The organism is Leifsonia araucanica (assembly GCF_051161895.1).
Classification (GTDB): Bacteria; Actinomycetota; Actinomycetes; order Actinomycetales; family Microbacteriaceae; genus Leifsonia.
In genome coordinates, this window is the sequence record NZ_JBMBTW010000002.1 from 3419096 (window position 1) to 3436121 (window position 17026).

General features: G+C 70.2%; 11 protein-coding genes. 7 read left to right on the forward strand and 4 right to left on the reverse strand.

What is annotated here, in order from left to right; translation table 11 throughout:
• Window positions 1-67 precede the first annotated feature (67 nt).
• The 3 genes from ACN6M5_RS16570 (at window position 68) to ACN6M5_RS16580 (ending at window position 3732) form a co-directional block, all read left to right on the forward strand.
• Window positions 68-832, forward strand: a complete 765-nt coding sequence (locus tag ACN6M5_RS16570; protein ID WP_434951514.1) for a hypothetical protein — start codon at window positions 68-70, stop codon at window positions 830-832.
• 102 nt (window positions 833-934) lie between these two features.
• On the forward strand, window positions 935-2302 hold the full coding sequence (locus ACN6M5_RS16575) for an NAD-dependent succinate-semialdehyde dehydrogenase (protein ID WP_434951516.1): 1368 nt from the start codon (window positions 935-937) through the stop codon (window positions 2300-2302).
• Between the two features lie 77 nt (window positions 2303-2379).
• Window positions 2380-3732, forward strand: a complete 1353-nt coding sequence (locus ACN6M5_RS16580; RefSeq protein ID WP_434951518.1) for a flavin monoamine oxidase family protein — start codon at window positions 2380-2382, stop codon at window positions 3730-3732.
• A gap of 24 nt (window positions 3733-3756) precedes the next feature.
• Here ACN6M5_RS16580 and ACN6M5_RS16585 read toward each other — a convergent pair whose 3' ends face one another.
• On the reverse strand, window positions 3757-4776 hold the full coding sequence (locus ACN6M5_RS16585) for an agmatine deiminase family protein (protein ID WP_434951520.1): 1020 nt from the start codon (window positions 4774-4776) through the stop codon (window positions 3757-3759).
• Window positions 4773-5771: a nitrilase-related carbon-nitrogen hydrolase gene (locus ACN6M5_RS16590; protein WP_434951522.1), complete on the reverse strand. Its 999-nt coding sequence runs from the start codon at window positions 5769-5771 to the stop codon at window positions 4773-4775. Before ACN6M5_RS16590 ends, ACN6M5_RS16585 begins: the two co-directional genes overlap by 4 nt.
• 91 nt (window positions 5772-5862) lie before the next feature.
• Between ACN6M5_RS16590 and ACN6M5_RS16595 the strand changes: the two genes are divergently transcribed.
• Window positions 5863-6483 (forward strand): TetR/AcrR family transcriptional regulator C-terminal domain-containing protein, encoded by a 621-nt coding sequence (locus tag ACN6M5_RS16595; protein ID WP_434951524.1) that lies wholly within the window; start codon window positions 5863-5865, stop codon window positions 6481-6483.
• Between the two features lie 225 nt (window positions 6484-6708).
• Here ACN6M5_RS16595 and ACN6M5_RS16600 read toward each other — a convergent pair whose 3' ends face one another.
• Window positions 6709-7632, reverse strand: coding sequence for an aldose 1-epimerase family protein (locus ACN6M5_RS16600; protein ID WP_434951526.1), 924 nt, complete (start codon window positions 7630-7632; stop codon window positions 6709-6711).
• A 954-nt stretch (window positions 7633-8586) separates the two neighbouring features.
• Here ACN6M5_RS16600 and ACN6M5_RS16605 point away from each other — a divergent pair.
• A complete protein-coding gene (locus ACN6M5_RS16605; protein WP_434951528.1) occupies window positions 8587-12414 on the forward strand; it encodes an SdrD B-like domain-containing protein in 3828 nt (1275 codons plus the stop codon).
• Window positions 12415-12512: 98 nt separating this feature from the next.
• On the opposite strand, the gene ACN6M5_RS16610 is transcribed toward ACN6M5_RS16605, so the two are convergent.
• A complete protein-coding gene (locus tag ACN6M5_RS16610; RefSeq protein ID WP_434951530.1) occupies window positions 12513-14030 on the reverse strand; it encodes a PucR family transcriptional regulator in 1518 nt (505 codons plus the stop codon).
• A 94-nt stretch (window positions 14031-14124) separates the two neighbouring features.
• Here ACN6M5_RS16610 and gabT point away from each other — a divergent pair, with 94 nt between their 5' ends.
• Window positions 14125-15480: a 4-aminobutyrate--2-oxoglutarate transaminase gene (gabT, locus tag ACN6M5_RS16615; protein ID WP_434951532.1), complete on the forward strand. Its 1356-nt coding sequence runs from the start codon at window positions 14125-14127 to the stop codon at window positions 15478-15480.
• Window positions 15477-16970, forward strand: coding sequence for an NAD-dependent succinate-semialdehyde dehydrogenase (locus ACN6M5_RS16620; RefSeq protein WP_434951534.1), 1494 nt, complete (start codon window positions 15477-15479; stop codon window positions 16968-16970). Before gabT ends, ACN6M5_RS16620 begins: the two co-directional genes overlap by 4 nt.
• The last annotated feature ends 56 nt before the right edge of the window (window positions 16971-17026 follow it).

The following is a 17026-nucleotide window of genomic DNA, read 5'->3' on the forward strand; positions in this document are numbered from 1 at the left end:
CGGCGGCGCTCGTCTCGCGGGGGAGAATCTGGTGAAGACACGTCGTCGGTCCGTTTATGTTGTGTGCGTGCTGGCGGTGGGGGCGTCGCTCCTCGCCGGATGTTCTGCGACGGGGCGCACAGCGGGAACGGACCCAGGCGCAAGCACAGGCCCGAGCGCGGGTGCGACCGCCGCCTCGGAGCGCACGTACTCCGCCCGCGATCTCGCGAACATCCTGGACAGGGCGGGCACCTCGCTCGGCGTCGACGGCACCCTGGTCACCGACAGCGAGCTGAAGGACGCCGCCGCGAAGGTGGGCGGGCCCGCCGGACTCGCCCAGCTGCTCGGCGGGTCGAACGTCACATACTCTCCGCGCGCGTGCGGTGACCTGCTGGCGACGGCGATGCAGGGCGGTGTGCCCCAGGATGCGATCGCCGCGCAGTTCCGCACCTCCACGGGCGCGGTGACGGCCGCATCCTTCGCCGGCAAACCGCTGACCTCCGCGCAGAAGGCGTCGTGGACCACCACCGTCGACAGCGTGCTCGACCAGTGCGGCACGGTGTCGCTGTCGTTCGAGGTCGCGGGCAAGTCGGTCTCTGCGAAGGTCACGACGGCGAAGGCCACCGCCACGACCACCGCGGATACCACCGTCGGACTGCGCCAGACGATGTCCATCGAGGCCGCAGGGCAGAACCTGTCCGCGGTGAGCACCGTCGTCCAGGCCGTGTGGGGCAACCTGCTGATCTCGGCCACCACGATCGCGACAGACCAGACGACCGACGCCCAAGCACAGGCCAAGACGGTGACAGCGGGAGCCGCCGTGGATGCGGTCGTGGCGGCCGCGAAGCGCTGATCCCGGCCGCCGGCAATCCAGGGTGACAGGTGCGCATCCGGCGGCGCGCATCTAGTGTCGTCTCTGTCGACCATGCACCACCACACGAGAACGAGGAACGCTATGAGCTATGCCGTGACCAATCCCGCCACCGGTGAGACGGTCAAGACCTACGACACGATCAGCGATGCCGACCTGCAGGCGGCCATCGCGGCGGCCGACAACGCATACCGCACCTGGGCCAAGAGCACGACCGTCGAGGACAGGGCTGTCCTCGTGCGTCGCGTCGGTGAGCTTCACGTCGAGCGCAGGCAGGAACTCGCCGAGATCATCGTGCGCGAGATGGGTAAGCCGATCGAGCAGGCGCTGGGCGAGGTCGACTTCGCCGGCGCCATCTACGAGTACTACGCCGACCACGCCGCCGAGTTCCTGAAGGACGAGCCGATCACGCTGCTCGACGGGGACGGCTCCGCGGTCATCCGCCGCTCCGGTCTCGGCGTGCTGCTCGGGATCATGCCGTGGAACTTCCCGTACTACCAGGTGGCCCGGTTCGCCGCGCCCAACCTGATCATCGGCAACACCATCCTGCTGAAGCACGCGGAGCAGTGCCCGGAGTCGGCCGCAGCGATCGAGCGGATGATGCTCGACGCCGGCTTCCCCGAGGGCGCGTACGTGAACATCTACGCCGGTCACGACCAGATCGAGCAGGTCATCGCCGACCCGCGCGTCCAGGGCGTCTCCCTCACCGGTTCGGAGCGCGCAGGCGCGAAGGTCGCCGAGATCGCCGGACGCAACCTGAAGAAGGTCGTGCTGGAGCTGGGCGGCTCCGACCCGTTCATCCTGCTGTCCACCGACGACCTGGATGCGACCGTGCAGAACGCCGTCGACGCGCGGCTGGACAACAGCGGCCAGTCCTGCAACGCCGCCAAGCGGTTCGTCGTGGCCGACGAGCTGTACGACGCGTTCCTCACCAAGTTCACCGAGAAGCTCGCCGAGGTCGAGGCCACCGACCCGACCAGCGACGACTCGGCGCTCGGGCCGCTCTCGTCGCTCCGCGCGGCGGAGAACCTCGACGAGCAGGTCAAGCGGGCCGTCGAGAACGGCGCGACCCTGGTGCGCGGTGGAGGCCGCAACGGCGCCTTCTTCGAGACCACGGTCCTCACCGACGTGTCCGAGGACAACCCGGCATCGAAGGAGGAGTTCTTCGGACCGGTCGCGCAGGTGTTCCGCGCGAAGGACGAGGAGGACGCCGTGCGCATCGCCAACGACACCCCGTTCGGGCTCGGCTCCTACCTGTACACGACCGACCCCGCCCAGGCGGACAGGGTGGCCGACCGCATCGAGGCCGGGATGGTGTTCGTGAACGTCGTCCTCGCCGACGGCGCCGAGCTGCCGTTCGGCGGCGTCAAGCGCTCCGGCTCCGGCCGTGAGCTCGGCCGGTTCGGCGCTGACGAGTTCGTCAACAAGAAGCTCATCCGCATCGGCGGCTGAGTCCACGAACGTCGCGGCGCTCATCCATCGGCCAGGCCAGTGGATGGGCGCCGCGCCCGGTGAACGAGAGACACACCATGAGCAGCATCGAACGCGACGTCGTGATCGTCGGAGCAGGAGCATCCGGGCTGACGGCGGCCACCGAACTGAGGAAGGCCGGGCTCAGCGTCGCGGTCCTCGAAGCGCGCGACCGTGTCGGCGGACGGCTGTGGACGGACGACGTCGACGGCGCCACCCTCGAGATCGGCGGCCAGTGGGTCTCACCCGACCAGGATGCGCTGATCGACACCCTGGACGAGCTCGGCCTCGAGACGTATGAGCGCTACCGCGACGGCACCAACATCTACATCAGCCCCACCGGGGAGCGCCGTACCTTCGACGGCGAGATCTTCCCCGTGCCCCCGAAGACCGAGCACGAGATCGTCAGCCTGATCGACAAGCTTGACGCGCTGGTGGCGGAGATCGACCCAGACCGGCCCTGGGAGCACCCGCAGGCGGAGGAGCTGGACGAGATCTCGTTCCGCCGCTGGCTGGAGACCCAGACCGACGACGAGGAGGCCCGCCTCAACATCGGCATGTTCATCGCGGGCGCCATGCTCACCAAGCCCGCCCACGCGTTCTCCGCGCTGCAGGCGCTGCTGATGGCCGCCTCCGCCGGCAGCTTCTCGCACCTGGTCGACGCCGACTTCATCCTGGACAAGCGGGTGAAGGGCGGCTTGCAGCAGGTGCCGCTGCTGCTCGCGGAGCGCCTTGGAGACGACCTGCACCTGAACGCGCCCGTGCGCACGATGCGCTGGGACGAGAAGGGCGTGACCGCCATCGCGGACGGCGTCGAGGTGAAGGCGCGGTTCGCGATCCTCGCCCTTCCGCCCGTGCTGATCAGCCGCATCTCCTACGAGCCCCCGCTGCCGCGCCTCCAGCAGCAGCTGCACCAGCACCTCTCGATGGGCTTCGTCATCAAGGTGCACGCGGTCTACGAGACGCCGTTCTGGCGCGAGGACGGATACTCGGGCACCGCGTTCAGCCCGTACGAGCTCGTGCACGAGGCGTACGACAACTGCTACGACGGCGACCAGCGCGGCACCCTCGTCGGCTTCGTGTCCGACGAGGCGGCGGATGCGGTGTTCCGCCTGTCTCCGGAGGAGCGGAAGGCGCGCATCCTGGAGTCGCTGTCGCACTACTACGGCCCGAAGGCGCTCGACACGGTGGTCTACTACGAGAGCGACTGGGGCAGCGAGGAGTGGACGAGGGGCGCGTACGCCGCGAGCTTCGACATGGGCGGGCTGGCGCGCTACGGCGCCGATCTGCGCACGCCGGTCGGGCCCATCCACTTCTCCTGCAGCGACATGGCAGGCAAGGGATACCAGCACGTCGACGGCGCGATCCGGGTGGGTCGGGAGACCGCGGCGGCCATCGTCGCGCGCGCGTAGCCCGGCTCGCGCAGCCCGGCCCTGCTAGCGGGCCGGCTGCTGCTGCGTGATGCAGTGGATGCCGCCGCCGCGGGCGAACAGCGGGCGCGCATCCACGGTCACCACGCGACGGCCGGGGTATGCGTCGGCGAGGATGCCGGCCGCCTCCTCGTCGTTGTCGTCGCCGAAGTTGCACGCGATCACGCCGTCGTTGACGAGCAGGTGGTTGATGTAGCTGTAGTCGGTCCAGCCGTCGTCGTCGCGGAGGGTCGCGGGGGCCGGCACCTCGACGATCTCGAACGGCCTGCCCGCCGCATCCCGTGCCGCCTCCAGGGTCTCCCGGATCTCGCGCGTCACAGCGTGGTCGGGATGCTCGCTGTCGCGCTGGGTGTGCAGCAGCACGACGCCCGGCCGGGCGAACGCCGCGACGATGTCCACGTGACCGCGGGTGCCGAAGCGCTCGGAGTCGCGGGTGAGGCCGCGCGGCAGCCAGACGGTGGTGGTCGCGCCGATGGTGCGCGCGAACTCCGCCTCGACCTCCGCGCGGGTGATGCCGGGGTTGCGTCCGGGATCGAGCTGGACGGTCTCGGTGGCGAGCACGGTTCCCTCGCCGTCGACGTGGATGCCGCCGCCCTCGTTCACCAGGGCGCTCGACACGATGGATGCTCCGGCCAGTGACCCGACCACGCCGCCGATGCGCGCATCCAGGTCCCACTGCGCCCAGTCCTGGGCGCCCCAGCCGTTGAACACCCAGTCGACGGCGCCGAGCTCTCCGTCGTCGCCGAACACGAACGTCGGGCCCATGTCGCGCATCCACGCGTCGTTGAGCGGCGCCTCGTGCAGCTCGATGCCCGCGGACAGGTAGCGCGGGGCGATGGCGCGGTCGCGCGGGTCGATCACGACGGACACCGGCTCGAACTCGGCGACGGCATTCGCGACGGCCGCCCAGCTGCTGCGCGCCTCCTCGGCGTCCTCGGCCGTGTCGCCGAGCGTGTATCCCGAGGTCGGGAAGGCGAGCCAGGTGCGTTCGTGCCGCGCGCCCTCGTGCGGCATCCGCCAGGTCATCGGGCGGTCTCCGCGGCCTCGGTCGCGGAGCCGGTGCCGTCGGTGCCGAGCACACCGTACGTGTCCGGGCGGCGGGTCGACAGGAACGGGAAGAGCTCCAGCCAGTCGGAACGCTGCGGCAGGTCGAGGTCGGCCACGAGCACGGCCTTCTCGTCCCGCGGGGCCTCGGCGAGGATGCGGCCGTACGGGTCGCTCACGAACGACGAGCCGTAGAAGGTGTTGCCCGGCGTGCCGTCCGGGCGCGTCTCCGAGCCCGTCCGGTTCGGGACGACCATGAAGGTGCCGTTGGCGATGCCGTTCCCGACGATCACCTGGCGCCACAGCGGCTGCGTGTCGAACTCGGGATGGTCGGGCTCCGACCCGATGGCCGTCGGATACACGAGCACGTCCGCTCCCTGCAGGCTGTACGCGCGTGCGACCTCGGGGAACCACTCGTCCCAGCAGGTCGGCAGCCCGAGCTTGGCCGGGATGCCCGGGATGCTGTGCACGGGATACGGCGTCTCTGCCGGTCCGGCGCGGAAGTACTTGTCCTCGTAGTATCCGGCGGTGACCGGGATGTGCAGCTTGTGGGTCTTCGCCACGATCTCACCGGTCGGAGCGACGACGATGGCGGTGTTGAGGCCGCGTCCGTCGTCGTCGCCGGTGCGCTCGTAGAGGGACGCGTGCACGAAGACGTCGTTCGCCGCGGCGGCCGCTGCCGCCCACGCGCGAGTCGGACCGGTCTCGAGGTCTTCGGCGAGCACGTCCGCCCGGCCGTCCGGCAGGGTGTCCGCCGGGTAGCGGGAGAGCGTCAGCTCGGGGAGGAAGACGATCTGCGCTCCCTCCGCGGCCGCGAGGGCGACGGCCTCGTCCAGCTCGGCGGCGAGGGCGGCGATGTCCGGCTGCCAGGCGTGCTGGACGACGCCGATGCGCAGGGGAGCGGGGTCGTCGCGGCTGCCTGCGACGCGGGCGAGGGAGGTGGGCGGGGTCGTCGCGCGGACGAGTGCGAAAGTCATCTGGGCCATCCCGATCGAGGAACGTGCTAAAACGAATAGTGTTCGTTTATTATGCACAGGAGACGTCACCGACGGAAGAGGGGGAGCAGAGATGCCACGGCCGTCATCGCCCATCCTGAGCCCCGACCGTATCGCGGACGCCGCCATCGAGCTCGTCGATGCCGGCAAGCCGTTCGGTGTGAACGCGCTCGCCCGGCAGCTCGGCGTCACGCCGTCGTCGCTCTACAACCACGTGGACGGGCGGGATGCGATCGTCGAGCTGATGCGCGGGCGGCTGGCGGAGCGCGCCGCCATCGTGGTGCCGGACGGCCTGGCCTGGGATGCGGTGGTGGAGTACGTGGTGCGGGAGCAGCGCGCGATGTTCTCTGCGCATCCACTGGTGCTGCCGCTGCTCGTCGGCAAGCCGGTCACGGACGCGACCGTGCTCGGCTACTACGAAGCGCTCGCCGAGGCGCTGCTCGACGCCGGGTTCCCCGAGGGCGACGTGCTGGTGATCGTGGCGATCCTGGATGCGTTCGCACTCGGCTCGGGGCTCGACCTGTCCGCCCCTCCGCAGGTGTGGCGGGCGCGGCAGGGAACGGCCCTCGCCCGCCTCGTCGAGAACGGCGAGCCGGGCGACGTGCGGGCCGACCGCGCCTTCGACCTCGGGGTCGAACTCCTGCTCGGATCGTTGCGCGCGCGTCTGGCAGAGCGCGACGACTCCGGGCATTGATGACCTGAAACGCCTTTATAGCGCGGGAATCGTCGTAAAATTTGGCATCCGGCATGTAGGATGGACGAAACGAGACCGTGAGTCATCCGGCCCTCGAACGGACGGATCGCCTGAACGGGTACAGGTCCCGTCCGGAATGCGCGAGCGTCCTAGCGCGCCGCGTCGGTGCCCCCAGCTGTTTCGGGTTCAGCTGGGGGCATCCCTTTGTCTGCGTCAGGTCCCGCGTCAGATCCCGCGGATGGTCCAGCCGGCGGTCGTGGAGGCGCCCGGGGCGAGGACGACGAGGTCGGTGCCGGAGTTGAAGGCGTCCGGCGGGCAGGTCATCGGCTCGACGGCGAGGCCGATGCGGTTCGTCGCCTCGTCGTCCGTGTCTGCCGTGTGCACCTGCACCCATGGGCAGGCGTCGTCCCAGCTCATCGCGACGCCGCTTCCGTCGGCGGCGCGCAGCCACACCGTGGCCGTGTCCGTCTCGTCGCGCTGCAGCCCGGTGAAGGCGTGGTCGATGAAGGTGTCGCCGATCGGCCGCGGCTCGCGGAAGTCGAACACGCCGTCTCCCTCTGCCGCCACGTCGGCGAGGCCGACCGGGATCAGGCGATTCTCCGTGACCGTGAGGACGGTGGCTGCGGGAAGGGTCAGCGTCCAGTCGTCGACGCGTCCGTCGCCCGCCACCAGGTATGGATGCGGTCCGGTGCCCCACGGGGCGTCGTCGTGTCCGGTGTTCGTCGCGGTGACCGACGTGTGCAGGCCGTCCTCGTCGAGCTCGAACGCCACGACGACGTCGACGCGGTGCGGGTAGCCCGCCTGTGCCTCGATGGTGGCGGTGAACGTGACGCTGCTCGCGGAGCGGTCGACGGCGGCGAAGTCGAGCCAGGTCGCGAGGCCGTGCAGGGCGTGCCCGCGGTTCGGCTCCGTGAGCGGCAGCTGCTGCTCGACCCCGGCGAACGTGTACTTCCCGTCGACCACGCGATTCGGCCACGGCGCGAGGGTCGCCCCACGGTATGCCGGGCGCACCTCATCCGCGTCGAAGGGGACGACGAGCGGGCGCCCCTTGTACTCGAGCGTGCGCAGCGATGCGCCGACGGAGGCGATCGTGGCGTGGTAGTCGCCGGCGGTCAGGCCGAAATGCGTTCCGGAGAGGGGAGTAGTCATCCGTCCATTCTGTTGTACAGGGGCGCGCCGCGTACACCCGTGGGGGCGGGTGGGTCGTAGCGATTGGGTTGTACATCGGTATATATGAAATATATACATCTACAATGTGGTAATAATGCCCCATGAACGTGAAACATTCTTCGCGGCTAGGGCCGCGAAAGAAGCCGATGGCCTGGGCGGCCCTCGCGCTGACAGCGCTGCTCGCCGCCTCCCTCCCCGCCCTCCCGGCCGCGGCGTCGTCGGCCGCCATGGCTGCCACCGTCGTGGCCATCGACGAAGAGGTGAAGTCCGGCGGGCAGGCGGTCTATCGGGTCGCCTACCAGTGCTCCAATCTGACCTTCGACAACTGCGTCGCGCCGACCATCACGGTCCCGACGCCCGAGGGAACCGGTCCGGATGGTCAGCCTGCGGCCTTCGCGGGGGAACCGGTCGTCCACGGCGGCGCCGGCATCCTCTCCTCGACGGGAACGCCGCTCGTGATCGCGCTGAGCGACCTTACGCCGGGCGAATCCGGCGAGTTCACGCTGTCCTGGCAGGTGCCCAACTTCGTGACGCTGCCAGGAACGGCCTTCCCCGTCACGGTCGAACTCGGCTATGACGACGCCTCCGCGCCCGGTGGAAGGGCAGCGATGAAGATCTCCACGCCGTCGCCCGTCGTCGTCGAGTCGAGCTCGGCTCTGACCGCGGTCAAGCAGATGGCCAGCCCGGTGCGAGAGACGCTGGTCCGGCCCGACGAGCCGGTGACCTACCGCATTTACGGCTGCAACCCGAACATCGCATTCCTCGGCAGCCTCGACTACACGGACCTGGTGCTCGTCGACACGCTTCCGAAGGGGGGCGACGTTCGTCTCCGCCAGCGATGGCGGTGTCTACGACGCTGCGGCGGAGACGGTCACCTGGACGACGCCGTCCCCGGATCGCAACGATTGCACCAGCCCGTCGCAGGTTCACGAAGTGACGGTCGTCTATTCGAACGAGAAGTTCATTGCGTCCATCCCCTCCGGCCAGTCGGTCAACTCCTTCCAGAACAGGGTCGACGGCACCGCCATCGCGCTGGACGGCAAGAAGCTCACGGCGTCCGACCAGCGCAACCACACGTTCATCTCGCCGAACGCGGAGAGGCAGACCAACTACCTCTCCAACAAGACCGCGTCGAACAACAACTACGTGCACGTCGACACCACCAGCGAGTACCAGTGGGGGCTGCTGTCCCACTGGCACGGAGGCATCCCCGGGTACGAGTCCGGCGATCTCCGCACGGCAGCCGTGATCGATCGACTGCCCTGCCTCGTCAACGGCAAGGCGGTCTCGCTGCCCATGCCGACCACGGATCCCTTGAGCATGTCCTTCCCCGGCACGATCGGTGTCCCGTCCGACCAGTGCGCAAACCCTGCGTTCAGCACGGAGCAGTTCCGCTTCGATGAGACGACGGTGAACCACCTCGTGCAGGTCGAGGTCGTCACCTGGAACGGCGTCATCCCGCAGACGCACCGTTACGTCAAGCCGGCCGACAAGGTCGAGCCGTTCCGCCTCAACGTCCATCGCCCCGCCACGGCGGCGTACGAGGAGACCCTCGGACTTCCGGCGAGCGAGATCGTCACGGACATCCGGATCGTCAGCATCGCCGAAGACAACGTTCCGGATTGGTGGGCGGTGCGCGGTGTGAGCACGCAGGCGTTCGCCCAGTCCGGGCTGCTCACGATGGCGAACAGCTATGTTCCGTTCTACGGGCCGCAGTTCGCGCCGGACAGCAGTGCGACCGCCGGTATCGCCGGCGCGGCAAGCCAGCGCACGGCCGTGGAGCTCTTCGCGACGCCGCAGCCGGACCCGCAGGTCGTGAAGACCGCCACCTCCGATGTCGACGCCCTGCGCCCCGGCCTCTCCGCCTCGTGGAAGCTCACCATCGCCAACGGCGCGAACGGCAAGGTTCCGCTGCGGCCGATGCTGGTCGACGTGCTGCCCATCGGACTCGAGCCGGTCCTCTCGTCGATCTCGTGGAGCAACCTGGATGCGATCGGGCAGCCGACGCTCACGCAAGGCACGATCGAGATCGACGGCAAGGCGCACAAGACGCTGACCTGGACCTGGCCGTTCGGGACCGAACTCGGGACGGACGACCCGCGTCCCACCGTGGTCTTCGACACCGACGTCACCCTCGACGCCACCGAAGGCTCGCACGCGAGCCCGGACTCTCAGCGCGCCGTGCTGTTCGACATGAATCACACGCTGTCGAGTGCGGGCACCGGTGAGGCGACCGACGTCGATGACCTCAACGGCAACGGCAACACCACGGAACGTGTCTCCGAGAGCACGGTCGGCTGGACGGTCATCGCGAGCTCGGGGGCGGCGATCGAGAAGTCCGTCAAGGGAGCCCTCGACGCCGACTGGACCCGCGACGGTCTGACGAACGCGACGTTCGACGGGAACGGAACGCAGGTCGACTACCGGCTGGCCGTGACCGACCCGAACAACACCGCGCTCAAGGACCTCGTGATCTACGACCTGCTGCCGCACGTGGGCGACACCGCGATCAGCGGAGTGCTGGAAGGCGTAGAGCGCGGGAGCGCGTGGGACGTGACGTTCGACTCGATCCTGTCGAAGCCGGCCGGCGTGACCATCGAGTACTCGACGTCGTACAACCCGTGCCGTCCAGAACTGTTCGACCGTCCATCCGGCCAGGCGCTGCCTGCCGGCTGTGACGCCGACTGGTCGCCGACGCTCCCCGCGGACCCCGCGAGCGTCACCGCGCTCAGGATCGTCTTCGCCGAGCTGGCGCCGACGCTCGAGCCGGAGTACATCGAGTACCGCACCACCGCACCGGCGCTGAGCGGAGCGGACGACCTCGCGGTCACCGATCCGGCAGCGGTCGCCAACAACAACGTCGCCTGGCAGACCTCGCGCGTCACCAATGCGGGTTCCGCCGCTGCGATGCTCGCGTCCGAGGCGCCGGTCGTCGGCGCCCGGCGCGTCGCCGGTCAGCTCGGTGACCGCGTCTGGCTCGACGCCGATCGCAACGGTGTGCAGGATGCTGGTGAGGTCGGCGTCCCCGGCATCACGCTCGAACTCCGCGACGAGAACGGCCAGCCGGTCACCGGAGCGGACGGCGAACCGGTGCGCACCACCACCGACAAGAACGGCGAGTACGTGTTCACCGTGCCGCTCGGCAGGTGGAGCGTCGCGATCGTCGGGCTGCCGGCCGAGTACGAGCTCACCGCGCACCACGCAGGCACCGACACGGGCGTCGACTCCGATTTCACGGGCGTCGGCGTCGCCACCGCACCGGTGACCATCGCCGACCCTGTCAGGAACGGTGAAGGGGCGAACATCGTCACGACGCTCGATGCCGGGCTCGTCCGCGCCGGAGTCACCATCACCAAGGACGACGGTCTGACCGTCGTTCATCCTGGTGAGTCGATCACCTACACGATCACCGTGACCAACACGGCGGCGCAGGCCGTCGCGAAAGCCGTGGCCGTCGCCGACGCGCTGCCCGCGGAGCTGGACTTCGTCGGCGCCACGGAGAGCGGCGCGTTCGACGAGGACGACCGGGTGATCACCTGGGCGCTGGGCGACCTCGCACCGGGCGAGACGCGCATCCTCGAGGTGACGGCGACCGTCTGGGAAGACATCTCCCCGGACACGGAGATCGCGAACGTGGCGACCATCACCGGCACCTTCGACTGCGTCACGGCCTGCGCGGCCAGCGACGTCGACAGGACGCCGCCGAGCGTGAGCATCGTGAAGGACGACAACCGCACCACGGTCGGCAATGGGGAGACCCTCCGCTACGACCTGTTCGTCGAGAACGGTTCGTCGTCGGCCACCGCCACCGGCGTGACCGTGGTCGACACGCTTCCAGAGCACCTGGAGTTCGTCGACGCGTCGGACGACGGCGTGTACGACGAGGGTGCCAGGACCGTCACCTGGACCCTGGGCGACCTGGCGCCGGGCAGCGGACGGGTGGTGCAGGTCCACGCGACCGTCGCCGCCACGACGCCGGCCGGATCGACGATCACCAACACCGCGACCGTCGAGGCCACTGAGGGCTGCATCGTCGACGACGAGTGCCGCACCGAGGACGTCGACCACACGCCGGACGTCTCGATCGCGAAGGACGACAACGAAGAGGTCGTGGCGATCGGCCAGGACCTCACGTACGACCTGACCGTGACCAACGGTGCGGCCTGGGATGCGCCGCTCACCGTCGTCACGGACGTGCTGCCGGACACTGTCGAGTTCGTCTCGGCGACCGACGACGGTGCGTACGACGAGGAGACCAGGACGATCACCTGGGAGCTCGGAACCCTCGATGCCGGCAGCGAGCGGGTCGTCAGCGTGACGGCGCGAGTTGTGGACGGCCTGCAGGACGGGGACACGATCGTCAACACGGCGACCGTGACCACGGAGTACGGATGCGCCGACGACGCTCGGTGCAGCTCGACGGACACGGACACGGTCGAGGTCCTGGAGCCGGCGCAGCCGACGGAGACGACACCTCCGACCGCGCAGCCGACGGAGACGACACCTCCGACCGCGCAGCCGCCGGTGACGACACCTCCGGCTACGCAGCCGCCGGCGAACCCGACGGAGACGCCTGCCGTCAATGGTGGTGGATCGTCGAACGGCAGCCGGGATGGGTCGACCACGGCCGGGCAGAAGGACGGGCTGGCGAACACCGGTTCGACCGTGGCCACGCTGGCGGGATGGATCGGCGGGCTGCTCCTGCTCGCGGGTGCCGTGCTGCTGCTGATCCGTCGCAGGAAGGCATACGGAACGCGCTGATCCCGCGACGCCGAGCATGACCCTGAGCGGGGTGGACATTGAGCCGTCCACCCCGCTCAGTCGTGCGTCCGGAGGGCCGGTGAGGCTGGTCAGGCTGGTCAGGCGTGCGCGGCGCGGAGGGCGGCGTAGAGGTCGGCGCGGGCGGCGAAGCTGCCGAGGTCGACGCCGAGGATGCGCTCTGCCTCCGCGACGCGCGTGCGGAGGGTGTGCCTGTGCATCCCGAGCTCGCGGGCGGCCACGTCGTAGACGCCGTTGTGGTCCAGCCAGACGAGGAGCACGCGGGGGAGGTCGGCGTCGGCCGAGCCGAGCGGGGCGATGGCCGCCGTGGCGACCGCGCGGGCGTCCGGGGTGTCCAGCAGGGCGAGCATCCCGCCGCCGGCGATGTCGTCGAAGCCGCGGAGGGGCCGGTCGGCGTCCGCCCGGTCGCGCGCGGCGGAGGCCTGCGCGAGCGCCGACGCCAGCTCGGTGAGCGGTCCGGCCGCCGAGATGCCGCCGCGGAGGTCGAAACGGGCGGCGAGCTCCGGGAGGCCGGACGGGGCGGCGTCCTCCTCGAGCACGACTAGGTCGTGCCCGTCGCGGGCGAAGAACAGTCCGGGCCGCGACTCGAGGACGTCGGCGGCGGACGCGATGGCCGTGCCGCCGAGCACGGCCACGCGCACGGGGCCGGAGGGGAGCGCGCCGAGCACCGGCTCCGCCACCGTCTCCGCGAGCGCCCTGTCCCCCGCGAGCAGCGCCCGCCACACCGCGGTGCGCAGGCGGGTCCGCGCCGCATCCGTCGCCCTACTCTGTTCGAGAGCGAGACCGGCCAGTGCAACGACGCCGGTGACCACCTGCTGCGCGGCCTGGTCGAGCCCGGCGGAGCCGACGGCGAGCACCCCGCGCAGCCGCCCGGCGGCGCCGAGGGTCTGCAGGGCGAACGTCGCGCTCGCGCTCGCGCCGTCGTCGGCGTCGTCGTCTCCCGCCCCCGCGCCACCACCTGCGCCACCGCCCGCCGTCCCTGCCGCGCGGCGGCGCGCCCGCAGCAGCGGCTCGGCCGCCGCCGTGATCGCCGCGCGATCCTGCGCGGACACCCCGCCGGGCGGGTACGCCCTGTCCAGTTCGCCGTCGGCACCGACGAGGGCGACGGGGCGGTCGATCTGCCTGGCGAGTTCCGCGAGCACCGCGCCGAGCGCATCCGGTCGGAGCGCCGCGAGAGAGATGGCCCGGGATGTGCGGAGCGCCCAGGTGTTGCGGGCGTAGGTGTCCGCCGCCACCCGCTCGGCGACGAACCGCGCTATGGCGATGAAGGGCGTGCGGTACGGCACCTCGAACAGCGGCAGGCCGTGGCGGGTGCAGGCGTCGACCAGGGCGTCCGGCGTCCCGGCGCGCACCACCTCCGTGCCGAAGCCGAGGCCGGCGATGCCGTGCGCGACCAGGCGGGACACGTACGGCTCGACGTCGTCCGGCGCCCCCGTGATCAGGAGCACCTGGCCGGGAGCGAGGAACGGCGTCGGGTCTTCGAGGTCGGAGCTGTGCGCCCAGTGGATGCGCGCATCCAGCTCGGCGGTCCCGCTCGGTGTGAGCAGCCGCAGCCCGAGATCCTGCCGGGCGAGCAGCTGGGCGACGGTGGCGGGCACGAACGACTCCGATCCGCCAGTCTGTACAAAACCGGCGAGGCGATTGTACAACGTGGCTGATGGCCTGCGTCGGGCGCGTCCTTACGATTCCAGCATGAGCATCGTCGAGACCCCTTCCGCCGTCCTCGGCGGGCCATCGCTCCCTCAGGAGCGCAGGCTCGTCACGTCCATCCCCGGTCCGGAGTCGCGCAAGCGCGCCGAGCGCAAAGCCCAGGCCGTCGCGGCGGGTGTCGGCACCACGCTGCCGGTGTACACGGTCGCCGCCGGCGGAGGTGTGCTCGTCGACGTCGACGGGAACTCGCTGATCGACTTCGGCTCGGGCATCGCCGTGACCGGCGTCGGCAACTCGGCGCCGCGCGTCGTGGAGGCCGTCACCGCGCAGGTCGCCCAGTTCACCCACACCTGCTTCACCATCACCCCGTACGACTCGTACGTCGAGGTGGCAGAGGCGCTCAACCGGCTGACGCCCGGCGACCATGCCAAGCGCAGCGCCCTGTTCAACTCCGGCGCCGAAGCCGTGGAGAACGCGGTCAAGATCGCCAGGCACTACACCGGCAAGCAGGCCGTCGTCGCGTTCGACCACGCGTATCACGGCCGCACCAACCTCACGATGGGGCTGACCGCCAAGAACCAGCCGTACAAGAACGGCTTCGGTCCGTTCGCGCCCGAAATCTACCGCGCTCCGCTCAGCTACCCGCTGCGCGACGGCGGCCTGACCGGGGCGGAGGCCGCGAAGCGTGCCATCACCATGATCGAGAAGCAGGTGGGCGCCTCCAACCTCGCCGCCATCATCATCGAGCCGATCCAGGGCGAGGGCGGCTTCATCGTGCCCGCGGACGGCTTCCTCCCCGCGCTCGCGGAGTGGGCTGCCGCGAACGGCGTGGTCTTCATCGCCGACGAGGTGCAGACCGGGTTCGCCCGCACGGGCACGATGTTCGCCTCCGAGCAGTTCGGCATCGTGCCCGACCTGATCGTCACCGCCAAGGGCATTGCGGGCGGCCTTCCGCTGTCCGCCGTGACCGGCCGCGCCGAGATCATGGACGCCCCGCACGTCGGCGGCCTCGGCGGAACGTACGGAGGCAACCCGCTCGCCTGCGTCGCGGCGCTCGCCGCGATCGAGACGTACGAGACGGAAGACCTCGCCGGGCGCGCCCGTGAGATCGGCGCCATCCTGTTCGAGAAGCTCGGCGCGCTGCGCGACGCCGACCAGCGCGTCGCAGAGGTGCGCGGTCTCGGCGCGATGGTCGCCATCGAGCTGGTCGACGAGAACGGCGAACCGGATGCGGCACTCACCTCCGCCGTCGCGGCCGCGGTCCACGCTGCGGGCGTCGTGCTGCTCACCTGCGGGACCTACGGGAACGTCATCCGGTTCCTTCCGCCGCTGAGCATCCCGGACCACCTCCTCATCGAAGGACTCGACATCGTCGCGGAAGCATTGGAGAACGCATGAGCATCGCAGAGCAGACCACAGCATCCACCCTGTCCGAGTGGGAGAGCGACCTGCTCTCGCGCGTGCCGGACGGCCTGTACATCGACGGGCGCTGGGAGCAGGGGACGCGCGACCCCATCGAGGTCAGCGACCCGGCCACCGGACGTGTGATCAAGCGCATTGCGAACGCGACGCCGGAGGACGGCATCCGGGCACTGGATGCGGCGGACGCGGCCGCGGAGGCGTGGGCGGCGACCCCGCCCCGCACCCGCGCAGAGATTCTCCGGAAGGCGTTCGACCTCCTGCAGGAGCGTCGAGACGACTTCGCCCTGCTGATGACGCTCGAGATGGGCAAGCCGCTGGCGGAGGCCAACGGGGAGGTCACGTACGGCGGTGAGTTCCTGCGCTGGTTCAGCGAGGAGGCCGTGCGCATCGGCGGTCGCTACGGGCAGAACCCGGAGGGCACGGGCACGATGGTCGTCTCGCAGCGCCCGGTCGGGCCGTGCTTCCTGATCACGCCGTGGAACTTCCCGCTGGCGATGGCCACCCGCAAGATCGCGCCTGCGCTGGCCGCGGGATGCACGGTCGTGGTCAAGCCGGCGGAACTCACCCCGCTGACCACCCTGTTCTTCGCGCAGCTGCTCGAAGACGCCGGCGTGCCGGCCGGTGTCGTGAACGTGGTGCAGACGAGCACGTCGAGCACGGTGTCCGGTCCGATCATCGCCGACCCGCGCCTCCGGAAGCTGTCGTTCACCGGCTCGACCCCGGTCGGCCAGCGGCTGATCGCGCAGGCGGCGCAGAACGTGCTGCGCACCTCGATGGAGCTGGGCGGCAACGCGCCGTTCGTCGTGTTCGACGACGCCGACGTCGACAAGGCCGTGGAGGGCGCGATGCTCGCGAAGTTCCGCAACATCGGCCAGGCCTGCACCGCCGCCAACCGGTTCATCGTGCACGAGTCCGTCGCCGACGAGTTCGCGCAGAAGGTCACCGCCAAGGTGAACGCCCTGCGGCTCGGCCGGGGCACGGAGGACGGCGTGACCATCGGGCCGCTCATCGACGCCAAGGCCGTCGCATCCATGCAGGAGCTGGTGGGGGATGCGGTCTCCCGCGGCGCCCGCGTGCTCACCGGAGGAAACGCGCCGGAGGGCGACGGGCACTTCTTCGAGCCGACGGTGATCACCGACGTGCAGCCGGGCAGCACCATCCTGAGCGAGGAGATCTTCGGGCCGGTGCTCGCGATCACCACGTTCGCCACGGAGGAGGAGGGCGTCGCCCGCGCAAACGAGACCGAGTACGGTCTGGTCGGCTACGTCTTCACCGAGGACCTGGCGCGCGGTCAGCGCATGATCGACGCGATCGCCACCGGCATGATGGGACTCAACACGGGCCTCGTCTCCAACGCGGCGGCCCCGTTCGGCGGCATCAAGCAGTCCGGCCTCGGCCGCGAGGGCGGCGCGGAGGGCATCCACGAGTACCTCTCCACGAAGTACACCCTCATCCCGGCCAGCTAGACGCAAACGAGTCCGGACTTATGCACGGTCACGCTCGGCGTGTCGCGTGCATAAGT